Annotated in this window: 14 protein-coding genes and 1 tRNA gene; 4 read left to right on the top strand and 11 right to left on the bottom strand. The window is 60.2% G+C overall.

The genetic code is table 11. The annotated features are described in order from the left end of the window. The first annotated feature begins 23 nt into the window (after window positions 1-23). On the top strand, window positions 24-206 hold the full coding sequence (locus IV89_RS05865) for a hypothetical protein (protein ID WP_037945087.1): 183 nt from the start codon (window positions 24-26) through the stop codon (window positions 204-206). Here IV89_RS05865 and IV89_RS05860 read toward each other — a convergent pair. Further along, entirely contained in the window at window positions 203-1,411 is a 1,209-nt protein-coding gene (locus IV89_RS05860; protein WP_037944668.1) for an aminotransferase class V-fold PLP-dependent enzyme, read from the bottom strand. The genes IV89_RS05865 and IV89_RS05860 overlap by 4 nt on opposite strands. 149 nt (window positions 1,412-1,560) lie before the next feature. On the opposite strand from IV89_RS05860, the gene IV89_RS05855 reads away from it, so the two are divergent. Beyond that, window positions 1,561-3,420 carry an ABC transporter ATP-binding protein gene (locus IV89_RS05855; RefSeq protein ID WP_005849313.1) on the top strand — a complete coding sequence of 620 codons (1,860 nt, stop codon included), beginning with the start codon at window positions 1,561-1,563 and terminating at the stop codon, window positions 3,418-3,420. 20 nt (window positions 3,421-3,440) lie between these two features. On the opposite strand, the gene IV89_RS05850 is transcribed toward IV89_RS05855, so the two are convergent. After that, entirely contained in the window at window positions 3,441-4,115 is a 675-nt protein-coding gene (locus tag IV89_RS05850; protein WP_037944669.1) for a TIGR04283 family arsenosugar biosynthesis glycosyltransferase, read from the bottom strand. 66 nt (window positions 4,116-4,181) lie between these two features. On the opposite strand from IV89_RS05850, the gene IV89_RS05845 reads away from it, so the two are divergent. Next, a complete protein-coding gene (locus tag IV89_RS05845; protein ID WP_037944670.1) occupies window positions 4,182-4,925 on the top strand; it encodes a folate-binding protein YgfZ in 744 nt (247 codons plus the stop codon). A 214-nt stretch (window positions 4,926-5,139) separates the two neighbouring features. On the opposite strand, the gene efp is transcribed toward IV89_RS05845, so the two are convergent. After that, entirely contained in the window at window positions 5,140-5,703 is a 564-nt protein-coding gene (gene efp / locus IV89_RS05840; RefSeq protein ID WP_009825091.1) for an elongation factor P, read from the bottom strand. 220 nt (window positions 5,704-5,923) lie between these two features. Between efp and IV89_RS05835 the strand changes: the two genes are divergently transcribed. Then, entirely contained in the window at window positions 5,924-6,244 is a 321-nt protein-coding gene (locus tag IV89_RS05835; RefSeq protein ID WP_005849321.1) for a DUF6280 family protein, read from the top strand. Between the two features lie 299 nt (window positions 6,245-6,543). On the opposite strand, the gene IV89_RS05830 is transcribed toward IV89_RS05835, so the two are convergent. The 8 genes from IV89_RS05830 to IV89_RS05795 all read right to left on the bottom strand — a co-directional run bounded on the left by IV89_RS05830 (window position 6,544) and on the right by IV89_RS05795 (window position 13,644). After that, window positions 6,544-6,879 (bottom strand): DUF1992 domain-containing protein, encoded by a 336-nt coding sequence (locus IV89_RS05830; protein ID WP_037945089.1) that lies wholly within the window; start codon window positions 6,877-6,879, stop codon window positions 6,544-6,546. A 159-nt stretch (window positions 6,880-7,038) separates the two neighbouring features. Then, entirely contained in the window at window positions 7,039-8,088 is a 1,050-nt protein-coding gene (locus IV89_RS05825) for a hypothetical protein (RefSeq protein ID WP_037944672.1), read from the bottom strand. A 74-nt stretch (window positions 8,089-8,162) separates the two neighbouring features. Continuing rightward, window positions 8,163-9,602, bottom strand: coding sequence for a TolC family outer membrane protein (locus tag IV89_RS05820; RefSeq protein ID WP_037944673.1), 1,440 nt, complete (start codon window positions 9,600-9,602; stop codon window positions 8,163-8,165). A 57-nt stretch (window positions 9,603-9,659) separates the two neighbouring features. Next, on the bottom strand, window positions 9,660-10,313 hold the full coding sequence (locus IV89_RS05815) for a protein-L-isoaspartate O-methyltransferase (protein ID WP_005849328.1): 654 nt from the start codon (window positions 10,311-10,313) through the stop codon (window positions 9,660-9,662). A 198-nt stretch (window positions 10,314-10,511) separates the two neighbouring features. Then, window positions 10,512-10,585 (bottom strand) — tRNA-Cys (locus tag IV89_RS05810). Between the two features lie 137 nt (window positions 10,586-10,722). Further along, entirely contained in the window at window positions 10,723-11,883 is a 1,161-nt protein-coding gene (gene proB, locus IV89_RS05805) for a glutamate 5-kinase (RefSeq protein WP_009825097.1), read from the bottom strand. A 157-nt stretch (window positions 11,884-12,040) separates the two neighbouring features. Continuing rightward, window positions 12,041-12,484, bottom strand: coding sequence for a thioesterase family protein (locus IV89_RS05800; protein WP_037944674.1), 444 nt, complete (start codon window positions 12,482-12,484; stop codon window positions 12,041-12,043). After that, window positions 12,484-13,644 (bottom strand): iron-containing alcohol dehydrogenase, encoded by a 1,161-nt coding sequence (locus IV89_RS05795; protein ID WP_037944675.1) that lies wholly within the window; start codon window positions 13,642-13,644, stop codon window positions 12,484-12,486. The genes IV89_RS05800 and IV89_RS05795 overlap by 1 nt, the downstream gene beginning before the upstream one ends. Window positions 13,645-13,885 lie beyond the last annotated feature (241 nt).

Below are 13,885 nucleotides of genomic sequence, written 5' to 3'. Positions count from 1 at the left end.
TGATCCAGTTGCGAGGTGGCATCATGCGCTCTTCAGACCGCGGCCAATCGGCCCCTAACTATACCAGCGCCTGCATCGTGATGTTCGGCGTCAATATCCTGTGGGTTTTCGTTGTGATCTGGGCGCTGTGGGGCTTGCTGGCGGTGGCGCTTTCGGGCTGGGCCGTCAATGCCATGATCGATCGCATAGCCGCGCGACAGGGCTAGGCCCCGCCGATCACCTTCGCCGCCGCCTCTAGCGCGCCGGAGCCGCGTTTGATCCCGAGTGCGGACATCCCGGCCTCTATCCCGCCGAGCATCCCCATGATCATCTGACCGTTCACGTGCCCCATGTGGCCCAGACGGAAGAAACCGTGGCTTTCGGGGCTGCCCTTGGGGGCCATGCCCAGACCGATGCCGAGGGTCAGGCCGATGTTGCCTTCGACCCAGTCGCGCAGCTCTGTCGCTTGGGGGGCCTTGAGCCGCAGCGCTGTCACCGCATGGCTGCGCAAAGCGGGATCGGCGATGTTCAGGGAAAGGTCGCCCTCTGCCCCCCACGCATCACAGGCCGCCCACACCGCGCGCGCCAAGGTCTCGTGACGCTGCCAGACGGCTTCCAGCCCCTCGTCGTGGATCATATCAAGCGCCGCGCGCAGGCCGTAGATATGATGCGTGGGGGCCGTGCCGCAGTGGTACTGATAGAACTCCTCGGGATTGGCGCGCGGGGTCCAATCCCAGAAACGGCTGACCCGTGGCATCGCATCGCGCACCGCAGCCGCACGGTCGTTGAAAAAGACGAAGCTTACGCCGGGCGGGACCATCAGCCCCTTCTGGCAGGCCGTGACCATGACATCGGCCCCCCAATTGTCCATCTCAAAGCGGTCGCACGCGAAGGACGCGATACAGTCCACCATCAGCAGCGCGGGGTGATCCGCCGCATCCAGTGCCGCGCGCAGACCGGCGATGTCATTGACCACCGAGGTCGAGGTATCCACATGCACAGCCAGCACGGCTTTGATCTCGTGGTTGGTGTCCGCCTCAAGACGATCGGCGATCTGGTCGATGTCCATTGTGGATTGCAGGCCGAAATCCATCACCTCGACGTCTGCCCCGATGCCTGTGGCGGCATCGCCCCAGCCGTGACCGAACCGCCCTGTCGCGGGCACCAGCACCTTGTCACCGGGGGCTACGACATTGCTAAGCGATGCCTCCCAGGCGGCGTGGCCGTTGCCAATATACATCGCCACCTGATGCTGCGTGCCCGCGATACGGCGCAGATCTTCCATCAACGGCGGCATCATATCGACGATCTCACCGGCATAGATATTGGGAGCCGGACGGTGCATCGCGTTCAACACAGCCTCGGGCATGACCGACGGACCGGGGATCGCGAGGTAGCCGCGCCCTTGGGACAGGTTGGAAAGTTTCGGCATGACACGGGGGCCCTTCAGCAGGAAAAATCTCTTGCAACTTATCCGCAGCCAGCGCCGCGTCAATCACACAAAGCGCGCAGGCAGCTTGCCCTGCCCCTAAGGGCTGCGTAAACCCGTAACTGTATATGCCCAAAGGAACCGGCCTTTATATGAGTGATGTGACCTATACCTCGCGCGAACTGCTGACCTGGCTTTGGCGCGACTATCTGAAAAAGCATATGTGGGTGCTGCTTGTCGCGATCATCTTCATGTCGATCGAGGCCTCGACCATGGGCGGGTTGGCAAAGCTGATGCAGCCGATGTTCGATCAGGTGTTCGTTGCTGGAGAGAAAGGCGCATTGCTCTGGGTTGGTTTGGTGCTGGTGGGCATCTTCGTCCTGCGCGCCGTGTCAGGTGTGGTGCAAAAGGTGCTGCTGACACGCATCAAGCAGAAGTCGGCGGCTGATATGCGGATCGATCTGCTGGACCGGATGATGGTGCAGGACGGGGCCTTTCACCAACAGAACCCCCCGGGTTTTCTGATCCAGCGCGTGCAATCGGATGTGAATGCCATCGGGTCGGTCTGGCAGGCGGTGATCACCGGTGCCGGTCGCGACTTGATCGGGCTGATTGTGTTGCTCGGCGTCGCGATCTCTATCGACCCGGTCTGGGCGCTGCTGGCCTGCATCGGCTTGCCGCTGATGGTCATGCCCGCAGCATTGGCGCAGCGTTTTGTGCGCGCGCGGTCGCGCGAGGCAAGGGACTTGGGCGCGACCCTGTCGACACGGCTGGACGAGGTTTTCCACGGCATCGTGCAAATCAAGCTCAACGCGCTTGAGAAGTATCAGGCCAAGCAATACCGCGACCTGACCAGAACCTATATCCGTACCGAGGTACGTGCCTCTTTCGGGAACTCGGCCATTCCGGGGATGATCGACATCATCTCGGGCCTCGGGTTCATGGCCGTGATCCTTTATGGCGGCAACGAAATCATCGAGGGCGAGAAAACCATCGGTCAGTTCATGACCTTCTTTACCGCGATGGGGTTCACCTTTAACCCGCTGCGCCGTCTGGGCGCGATCAGCGGGTTGTGGCAGACGGCCGCTGCCGCGCTGGAACGTCTGAAAGAGCTGATGGACGAGCCGGTACACCTCACCTCGCCCGCCAAACCCACGCCTGTGCCCACCACCCCACCGCATATCGCGCTGGAAGGGGTGAGCCTGTCTTACGGGGATGCCAAGGTGCTGGACAATCTCACGCTGCATGCGGCGGCGGGCGAGACGACGGCGCTTGTCGGCGCATCTGGCGCGGGGAAATCGACGATATTCAACCTGCTGACTCGACTGATCGACCCACAAGAGGGCAACGTCAGCATCGCGGGCGTCCCCCTGACAGAGATGGACATCCCCGCGCTGCGCGGCTTGTTCTCTGTCGTGACGCAAGAGGCGCTTTTGTTTGACGAAACCCTGCGCGAGAATATCGTATTGGGCCGCGAGAATGTATCTGACGAAGAGCTGCAGCAGGCGCTGGATGCGGCGCATGTGTCGGACTTTTTGCCCAAACTTGAACACGGGCTGGAAACCCGCGTCGGCCCGCGCGGCTCTGCCCTGTCGGGGGGGCAGCGCCAACGTGTCGTGATCGCCCGCGCCCTGCTGCGCAACACACCGATCCTGCTGTTGGACGAAGCCACCAGCGCGCTGGACGCGCAGTCAGAGAAAGTCGTGCAGCAAGCACTGGACCGTCTCTCGCAGGGGCGCACCACCTTGGTCATCGCCCACCGTCTGTCTACAATCCGCGGCGCGGATAAGATCGTTGTGATGGACCGTGGCCGCGTCATGGACGAAGGCAAACACGAAGACCTTCTGGCGCGCGGCGGCATCTATGCCGATCTCTATCGGCTTCAGTTCGAGGATGGAAAAACCGTCAGCGACGGGCGCAATCTAGCGGCGATGCGGCGGATGGAACGCGGCCTCAAACCTGTCGAGCCGAACCTGCTGCAACGTATCGGGCTCCGGCTGTTCGGCAACTAGGCCAACACCCGGCACGCGGGTCACTTGGCATAGCCCTCGGCCAGCTTGGCCGGGGCCACCCCCGCGAAATAGCGGATCAATGTCCATAGGTTACGCGCCCCGCGACGCAACCAGCCCTGCCGCGCGTATTTGTCGGCCGACGTCACCGCGGTGACGGCCAGCCCCAGCAGATGGCCGCGCAGGGCACGCGCCAGCGCTACATCCTCCATCAGCGGCTGATCAGGATACCCACCAACCGATTGATACAGCGCACGTGGCAGCAGCAGCCCCTGATCCCCATAGGGAAGCCCCAAACGGCTGCGCAGGTTCGCCCAAGCGGCCACCGCTTTGCCGGCCATGCCGCCTTGGTCAAATTGAAGCTGGCACCAGCCCGCTTTCTGCCCCCGCAGATGCGCGGTGACAGGCCCCGTCCACCCCGGCGCCAGCCGCGTATCGGCGTGTAACACCAGCAGCCAGTCGGATTGCGCTTTCGCACAGCCGCGCCGCAACTGTCCGCCCCGCGATGCCGGACCGCTGACGATCTCTGCGCCCCATGCTTCTGCCATTGTCAGGGTCATGTCGGTTGATCCCCCGTCGCTGATGATCAGCTCGCGGATGAGCCCTGCCTCCAGCCCCTCCATCAGGGCGGTTAGGCAGCCGGTCAGGGGCGCTTCGGCATTCAAGGTCGGAATGACAACAGATATAGGCGCGCGCATGGTTGCCCCTTTCAGCTTCGAACTGCGCTGCTATATGTCATGTTAACCATTGAAAGGACAAGCGATATGACCAGCCGCCGCATCCTGAGACTGTCAGGCCCCGACACCCGCGAGTTTCTGCAGGGCCTTGTGACCAACGATATCCGCAAGCTGGATCAGGCCCCGATCTATGCCGCGATCCTGACGCCCCAAGGCAAATTCATCACCGATTTCTTCCTGTCCGCCGAAGGGGACAGCGTTTTGCTGGACGTGGCCGAGGCGGATGCCGACGCGCTGGTGCAGCGCCTGACCATGTACAAGCTGCGGGCTGATGTCACGATAGACGCGACCGGATTGCATCTGCACCGCGGGCTAGAGAACGCACCGGACGATGCCTATAGCGACCCTCGCGATGCCCGCATGGGCTGGCGCGCCTATCGTGACACACCCCAAACCGATGACACCACGGATTGGGACGCGCTGCGGGTGACCTATATGATCCCTGAAACCGGGGCAGAGCTTACCTCGGACAGCTTCATCCTCGAAATGGGGTTCGAGCGGCTGAACGGCGTGGATTTTCGCAAGGGCTGCTATGTCGGACAAGAGGTAACGGCCCGCATGAAACACAAGACCGAGCTGCGCAAAGGCTTGGCCCAGGTCGAGATCAGCGCGCCGGTAGAACCCGGCACGGACATCACCGCCGATGGCAAACCTGCTGGTACGATCTTTACCCGCACCGGCACCCACGCGCTGGCCTATCTGCGGTATGACCGCGCCAAGGCGGCGATGCAGGCGGGGGATGCCACGGTGACCATGGTGACGGACGGCTAAGGCCCCGCAACGGCCCTGCGCAAATATTAGGCAGCCCGAAATGACGGCGTGCGCCGCCCGCCGGAAAAGTTGCATATCGGCAACAAATACCCGTGATTGGGGAGTTTTGAGGCTCCCAAATCCGATACCCCGCAGCCCCGCAACGCAAAAGAGCCCCGGCATTCACCGGGGCTCTGCACTGCAGCGAAGCTATGACGTAGCGTCACACCACAGCTTACGCGCGTTCGGAATATTCCATCGTTTCGGTGTTCACGATGATCTCTTCATCCTGTCCGACGAAGGGCGGAACCATCACTTTGACGCCGTTATCAAGCACCGCTGGCTTGAAGGAATTCGCCGCTGTCTGGCCTTTGACGACCGGTTCAGTTTCGACAATTTTACAGGTTACTTTTTGTGGCAAGGACGCGTTCAGCGCCTCTTCTTCGTGATACTCGACCACAACCATCATACCGTCCTGCAAGAAGGGGCGACGCTCTCCGAGAAGCTCAGCTGAAAGCTGCACTTGCTCGTATGTTTCGGTGTCCATCAGAACCAGCATACCTGCGTCTTCATACAGGAATTGTTGGTCTTTTTGCTCTAGCCGAACCTTTTCGACCTTGTCGGCGCTGCGGAAGCGTTCGTTCAGTTTCGACCCGTTGCGCAGGTTGCGCATTTCGACCTGAGCAAAGGCACCGCCCTTGCCCGGTTTGACATGATCGACCTTGACCGCTGCCCAGAGACCACCGTTATGCTCGAGCACATTTCCTGGCCGAATTTCGTTCCCGTTAATCTTTGGCATGTATCAGCACCATAGCAATGAAGTTGAAGAGAGATTGGACCGACCTATATATATCAACGTCGACCCCCGCAAGACAGCGCACCCGATGCTGCAACCGCGAAAGCCATGCAGTAAATGCATGAGTGTTATGCAATAAAGGTGTATCCGAATCGAGCTCTTTCGGTCATAAGGAACCCCACGCCTAAATGACAAGAGCAAGAATAATAGAAAGGACGACGAGATGAAAGATTTCGTTGATGGCACTGCCTTTAACAATGAACAAGGTAACCGTGCCCGCAAACTTTTCGCAGCTGTGGTACTGGCTGCATTGGACGATGCGATTGCCGATGACAAGAAATACGGCAACGGTCCTGAACAGATTGCCCGTTGGGCCCGCTCCCGCGATGGCCGCGAAGTATTGAGCTGCGCGGGCATCGACCCCAACGAGCGTGTTGTCGAAGGTCTGATGGACTTTGTTGGCAAAGGTGTCCGTACCTCTGTCGCCCTGTCCCGCGAAGAGTCCGAGCGTCGCCACGCTGCACAACAGGCTGAAGCTGCCTGAAGACTGCCAAAAGTTTGAACAAAAAGACGCGGCTCACGGGCCGCGTTTTTTTTGGCTAAATGCGATTGTGCTATGCCGGAAAGCGTCGCGCCCGCCTGATGCGCTAAAGGGCAAGGTGTGACACCCGAGCCCCTTACCTGATGCGTTGCTCCGAAACGGTAAACTCCCGACAGCGGCGAATTTCTGCGAGAGTGCTGGGTTCTTGAATCTAGGTTGTAGCGACGAAGCTGGCGTTCGCTGAGGGTGCGCGATCAGGAAAAGTGCTCGCGCTGCTTTCCAAAAAAGCTGGGTAGTAGAATTTATCTGCGCATGAACTTCTGGCGAGCTTCACGAGCGATATTGTATCGCAGTTCAAGGCGAGCGAGTTCAGCCATCGCTTCCTTCCGTTCAGGCCCGTTCGCAAGCGTGGCAAGATGGCTCTGATGCGCCGCCATCTTCTTCTTGAGTTCGATTTCTTCCGGCACGACACCGGCTTGAGCCATAATCCGGAACCCCGCAGCTTCTCCCGCATCCACAAAAGCATCTGCTGAGCGATCAGGCAGTGGTTTGCCTTCGCCTTCAAGACCTTTAAGCTGACCTTGTAGCTTCGCCTTCTGTATCTGGCGCTCGATGAGTCTCTGAAGATTTCGGATCATGCTGACCAATAGCACAGTGTTAAGGTAACGGATACTACGGGCTCGAAGCGGACGTTGCGGCGGCGGCGTCTTGGCCTGATCTGCAACACATCTGGCAAGGGGCTTGCGTGACGCCCTGCCCCTTTATCCACTAAGATGCGCGTTCGCGCCAAAAGCTCTTTATTCCAGATCTTGCGACGTCAGGGCGCGGTGAATTTCACGGCGCACCAGTTTGCGGACGTTGCGGGTGATCCGTTCACCCAAGGCCCCCTGCAGCTCTGAGCGGACGATTTCGGACACCAGATCACGCAGCATCTCTTCGTCCAGATATTCATCCGGCCCGAAACCGAGCGTCGCATCATCATCCTGCGCCGTTTCGGCAGGGGCGTCGGTGGTATCGGTCACAGTCGCATCTGCTGCGGTCACACGGGTGGCAAAGGGGCCGTCCACTACACGATCTTGGGGTTCGGCACGCTCTTGGGATGCATGGGGCTCGACAGCATCGTGCCACCCCATATCCTCGTCCAGCAGAGCCTCTTCCGCATCCTTTTGGGTGACATCGGACACAGGCGCGCCGGTGGCGTCGAATTCAACGTCGTCTTCCCAGGCCATCGCGGGGTCTTCGCTGCCGGAATAATCGCTTTTGCCGGGCTCGTCAGGTTCCCAGTTTTCGGGAATGCGGCTGATCGCTGTTTCGAGGGCAGCGATTTTCGCGCTCAACCGGTCCGGCGTCGGTGGCACGTCATCGACCAGCTCGGATGAGCCAAGGTTGAGCATATCGGTGGAGTATGCCGCGGCACGTGGCGCGCTAAAGGCCAGCTTGCGCGGCGGCTCGGTCGTATCCTGCGGCTTGCCATCCCCTGCGGGCGTGGCGAACTGGGCGCGAAAACGCGGTTCGCGTCCGGAAATAAACTTAAAATCTTCGGCAACTTGATTGCGATCCGAGGCGGACAAATCCGCCTCCTCGTCCGTCTCAACGTCCGTATCCATGTCCTGCATCGCATCCTGATAGGACGCCGACCGGGGCTGAACCGCCTCTGGCTTCGCTTCTTTCCGAGGGGCAGCCACAGGCGCGTCATTGGACACGCGCAAAGACGGCGTCAGCACAAGTTTCTCTTCAATCGCAGGCGCTTCCGACGGCTTCTGCGCCGGTTTGCGATCCTCTGAGACCAGACGGCGGATCGAAGACAGAACGTCTTCGACCTCTGCATTTGTGACGGTTTCGGACATATTTAATCACCACTCGTTCTTCGCGAATAGTCTAACCCGAAGGTTGGCTTCTCACAATGGGGGTGGTGAAAATGTCAGTCTTTTTGCAGCGCCTTCAGCACACGATCCAACTGCTTCCCCTCTTTGGAGTATTTTGTCGGACCGTCCTTGACCATATTATAATAGGCGGATGGATCATAGATTTGCACCGGCAGTTTCAGGTCCTGCGCGGTCAGCTGACCCGTCGCGGAGAGCACGGAATAGGCTGCAACATAAAGCTGCGATTGCGCTGACACACGGGCAGAACGGGCGTCGAGCAAGGATTGCTCTGCGTCCAGCACATCAAGTGTAGTGCGCGCGCCCAAGCTGGCTTCCTCGCGGATACCGTCAAAGGCGATCTGTGCGGCGCGGACCTGACGTTGGGACGCCTCGATCTGCGCCCGGGCAGAGGCAAGACCGGCATAGGCATCGCTGACCGCGCGTTCCACGTCTTTAACCACCACATGCAGATTGCCGCGCTGTGCGTCGCGCTGCGCCTGGCTTTTGCGAACACCGGCCGACAAGGCACCGCCTTGGTAGATCGTTTGCCCGACCTGAAAACCGATCGACCCGCTGCGTGTCGAGGCTTGGGAATCAAACGTCTCGGTCAGACCGTAAGATCCCTGCACCGAGACATTGGGCTTCAGCGCGGTTTCGTTGCTGCGTACCAGCAGATCGGCAGCCGCGACCTGGTGCTGGACGGTCAGGATATCGGGGTGCTGACGCACCGCCAGTGCCTTGGCCGTCGCGATGCTGTTGGACAGCTTCGGCAGGCTTGGTGGCGGGCTTAGACGACCAGGCTCGCGCCCCACGGCCACCTTGTAATAGGCTTTCGCACTGATGAAGTCGCCTTGCGCACCGGCAAGATTGCTGCGTGCGGCGGCAAGTTCTGCTTCAGCCAGCGATACGTCGGTGCGGGTCACCTCCCCCACTTCGAAACGGTCACGGGCAGCCCGCAATTCCTGCGTCAGAACCCGCACGTTATTCTCGGCCAGAGAGACAAGCTGCTGCGTCTGGATCACGGTCATATAGGCATCAACCGCGCGCAGCAGAATCTGCTGTTCGGCGCTGACCAGCGTTTCGCGCGTGGCAAGCACGGTTTCTTTTGCCGCCTCGATCGAATAGCGCGACGACCCGAAGTCATAGACCAGCAGCGACGCCACAAGGTTCACCGATGTCGTCAGTGAATCGGTAGAGCTTTTGAAACCCGCCGGGATGGTGCTGGTGCCCCCGCTGACCGACCGGTTATAGGATTGCGTCAGGTTCCCCGTCCACTGTAGCACCGGCTTGAGCGCGGATTTCGCGATCGCCACATCTTCGTCTGCGGCACGCAACACGGCGCGGTTCTGGTCCAGCAGGCCCGAGTTGTTATAGGCCCCGACCAGCGCATCGGCCAATGTCTCTGCCTGTGTGGCCATCGGTGCCAGCAGCCCCAAACCGACGCAGGACGCCGCGATCATGCTGCGGACGGACCGCATCTTGCCCGTATTCATCATATTTCACACTCCATCGGTGTCACTGCATCTGCCGTCATCTGCAGCAGTTCTGATAGCTTAAAGCTGGAATTCTTTCGCGCGGGTAAACCCGTCCAGGACAGGTGCGGCGGCGTTGAAACTTTTGCGCCAGCTGATGCCACGTTCGCTTTTGTAGCCCAAACGCACCTCGCCCAGGGGGCCGTCCATGAACAGGCAAGCGATCCGCCCGCCATCCTTGAGCTGCGCCAACAGCGCTTCGGGCACGTCAGCCACGCCGCCTTGCACGATCACCACGTCATAGGGCCCATGTTGCTGCGCCCCTTCGGCCAGCGGGCCGTGGTGTACGATGACATTGTCGATATCCGCGTTGATCAGGGTTTCCTGTGCTTCTTTCGCCATCTGCTCGTCATCCTCGACGGCGACGACCGCTTCGGCCATATGTGCGATCACGGCAGAGGAATAGCCGTAGCCACAGCCGATATCGAGCACCAGCTCGTCATTCTCGACCCCAAGATCGTCCAGCATCTTGGCCAGCGTCCGCGGCTCAAGCAGCACCCGGCCTTCGCCCAAGCTGATGTTTTCGCCCAGATAAGCTGCCTCGCGGCGGGCCACCGGCACAAAATCCTCGCGCGCCACCTTGAGCATCGCATCAATGATCGGGAACTTGGTAACATCCGAAGGGCGCACCTGAGTATCAACCATCATGGTGCGGCGGGCTGTGAAATCTGTCATCAGCTAAACTCTTTCGTTCAGTTATTTGTCTCGTGAGATGCCACATCACCGCCCGCCGGGCAACGGCCAGTCGGGTCAATAGGCGCAATTTTCCGTGTTTGGCGGATAATACGGTTAAAACATAGAGGATGCCATAGCCACGACGCATGCCACGCGCGGTCAGCCTGTGAGAAACGTAATTTAGAGAGGGAAATATAGTGGAGGCGAGTAGGAGAATCGAACTCCTGTACACGGATTTGCAATCCGCTGCGTAACCACTCCGCCAACTCGCCTCGGCCGCGATGACGCGGCTGGCACATGGGCCAGTGGCCCCTATGCGTTTGGCGCTTATCCCGATTTTCTGGGGAAATGTCTAGCCCAGTTTAAAGCAAAACGGCGGGAAAAATATCTCCCGCCGTGAAATGGTCAATTACAGGGAAATGACGGGCTTGTCGTCTTCTTCGGGCGCGTCGAGCTGCAGGTGGTGATCTTCGAGGATCAGGATGTTTTCCGCCCCCACAACCGCGCTTTTGGTTTTGTAGCCGATGACGTCTTCGATCTCCATCTCGGGGTTGCGCGCCATCAGGATCGTCTCTTCGGACGAGAAGTTGGTCAGCCCGCGGGCGAACTCGTTTCCCTGCTCGTCATAGACGTGCAGCACGTCACCTTTGGAGAATTCGCCTTGGATCGACACCAGATCATCACGCTGCAAGCCGCGCTCCTTGGCTGTGATCGCGCGGACAGCCTCGTCCGTGACGACCAGCGTTCCGGCAACCTGCAAACGGTTGCTTAGCCAGATCATCAGCGGCGACGCGGCCTTGCCCGACGCCAGACAACGGGTGTGGCGGCGTTCGTTGTTCAGCACCGAGGAAATCGGGCGTTCGATGATACCGTCGGCGATGATTGTCTCGACACCGGCGTTCTGTGCCATATTGGCCGCCAGCATCTTGGTCAGCATGCCGCCGCTGCCCAATTCGCTGATGCTTTTGGTGGATTCGAGGTGTTCGGACACATCTTCGATTTCCTCGATGAACTGGGCACCGGGTTCGGACGGGTCACGGTCATACAGGCCTTCGACGCTGGTCAGGATGATCAGGTGATCGGCCTCGACCATCTGGGCCACCTTGGCGGAGAGACGGTCATTGTCGCCCACTTTCAGATCGCGTGTCGCGATGGAGTCGTTCTCATTGATGATGGGCAGGATCTGGTTTTCAAACAGCCGCAGCATGGTGTTCTTGATGTTCAGAAAGCGGCGACGCTCTTCCATGTCTTCGACGGTCACCAGCATCTGCGCCACGTCAAAGTTGTATTCGTTCGCAACCTGACGGTAGGCGTTCATCAGCAGGGGCTGACCACAGGCGGCCGCCGCTTGCTTGTCCAGAATACCGGCCTCTTCGGGGCGTTTCCCGATCATGTTCAGGCCAAGCGCGACCGAGCCTGACGAGGTCAGGATGATCTCGTATCCCTGGTCCTGAAGGTCCCCCAAATCCGCCATGAGACCGTTCATGAAAGCATAGCGCAATGTCAGCTTTTCTTCATTGGCCAACAGGCTGGATCCGATTTTAACGACGATACGTTTCTTCTTGGACACGGGGAGATTTCTCCGGTTTATTGTTAAAATTCAACGCGTCATCCCGCGCGACACAGAATGCCGCAACGCAGAAAAACGCTGTGATTCGGGGATGTATAACATGTGGACACCAAGCATTTGCAACCGCCAAGCTAGGGCGCGCGGGATTACGCCACGCTCAGGCCGTGGTTTTCAGCCCTTCTAGCGCGGTACGGGTCGCGGCGGGAATCTCGGTCGGGCGGTGGTCGTCGCGGTTTACATAGACATGCACAAAGAACCCTTCGGCAGAGGCGTTTTCCTCGTCGTTCCGGAACAGGCCCAGCTCCATCCGGACAGAGCTTGTACCAAGCTGCGCCACCCGCAGCCCCGCTGTCACGCGGTCGGGGAAGGCCATCTCTCCGAAATAGCGGCACCCGGTTTCCACGACGAGGCCAAAGGCGGGGCTGGTCTGCGGGTCCAGCAGCCCCCGTTCGATCAGCCAGCCGTTTACGGCCGTGTCAAACAGCGCATAGTGCACGACGTTGTTCATATGCCCATAGGTGTCATTGTCGTTCCATCGCGTCTGCAATGGATAGAAATCCGCGAAATCGGCACGGGTGGCAGCGGGTGCGCGGGCAGCCATTACCAAGCCGCCTCGTAGATTGCCTGAGCATCGGCCTGTGTCACCTCGCGCGGGTTGTTCACAAGCAGACGGGCCTGCACCATCGCGTCTTCGGCCATCTTGGGGATCGCGGACCGGGGGATATCGACATCGCGCAAGCGCGGCGGCAGCCCAAGCCGCTTGGACAGATCCGTCAGCGCATCAACGAAGGCGGCGGTGCGGGCCTGACCGCCTTCGACCTCTGCCAGGTCGGGGAAGGCATCGGCAGCGATCTCGGCATAGACACTGCCCGCTTGGGGCGCGTTGAAGCGCAGCACGTGGGGCAGCACCAGCGCGTTGGACAGCCCGTGCGGGATATGGAAGGTGCCACCGATGGGATAGGCCAGCGCGTGTACCGCCGCGACGGGGGCATTGGCAAAGGCTTGTCCCGCCAGCATCGACCCCAGCAACATCGCGCCGCGGGCCTCAAGGTTGCTGCCATCCGCGACGACGGTTTCGATATTGGCCCCCAGCAGGCGCAGCGCCTCGCGGGCAAGTAGCTTGGACACAGGGTTGTTGTTGGCATTGACCGAGGCATAGGATTCGATCGCGTGCACCATCGCGTCAACGCCTGTGGCCGCGGTGATCGACGCCGGCAGACCGACGGTCAGGGAGGCGTCCAGAATGGCCATGTCAGGCAGGATCACGGGCGAGGATACGCCGCGCTTTTCCTCTGCCCCGACGGTGATGATCGACACAGGCGTGACCTCTGACCCGGTGCCAGCGGTGGTAGGAACCAACACCAGCGGCAGGCGCGGCCCCTTGGCCTGCCCTACCCCCCAAGCGGCATCCAGATCCTCGTCAGAGCCAAGCAAAAGCGCCACAAGCTTGGCCACATCCTGTGATGACCCGCCGCCAAAGCCGATGACTCCGGTCGCCCCCGCGCTGCGCCCTGCCTCTACCGCGCGCATCAATGTCTCGCGCGAGGGGTCGGCCTCTACATCATCAAAGACGGTGACCTGATGACCGGCTTTCTCAAGCGCATCGATGCAAGGGTCGCACAGGCCAAGTTTGCGCAAACCGGGGTCGGTGATCAACAGGCACGACTTGCCCAGCAACCCGCCTGCCAGCGCGGCGATACGCACGGCGGCCCCGTTTTCGAATACGACGGATTTTGTGGTGTTGAATACAAAAGGGTTCATATGCCCGCGCCTCTCCCATAGCTGGCTGCAGCGTTCCTCCGCGCTGCGACTTGGGGCATTAAAGGGAATTATCCTGCACGCGCATAGCCGTTATTTCGGTTACTTTTTTCGCTCTGCGAAACTGCGGGATGAGCTTGGCCCGCTACGCAACTTATGTGCATAACCGGCCTGCGCGGTTGGCTTTTTCAACGCGGCATCCAGCGCCCACGTGGATAAATCGGGCGCGTTTGAAAAATTAGAC

Origin of the sequence: Sulfitobacter sp. CB2047, from assembly GCF_000735125.2 — a bacterium.
In the GTDB taxonomy this organism is placed as follows: Bacteria; Pseudomonadota; Alphaproteobacteria; order Rhodobacterales; family Rhodobacteraceae; genus Sulfitobacter; species Sulfitobacter pontiacus.
Note: the sequence above shows the minus strand (reverse complement) of the source record. Positions and strands in the feature narration are given on the sequence as shown.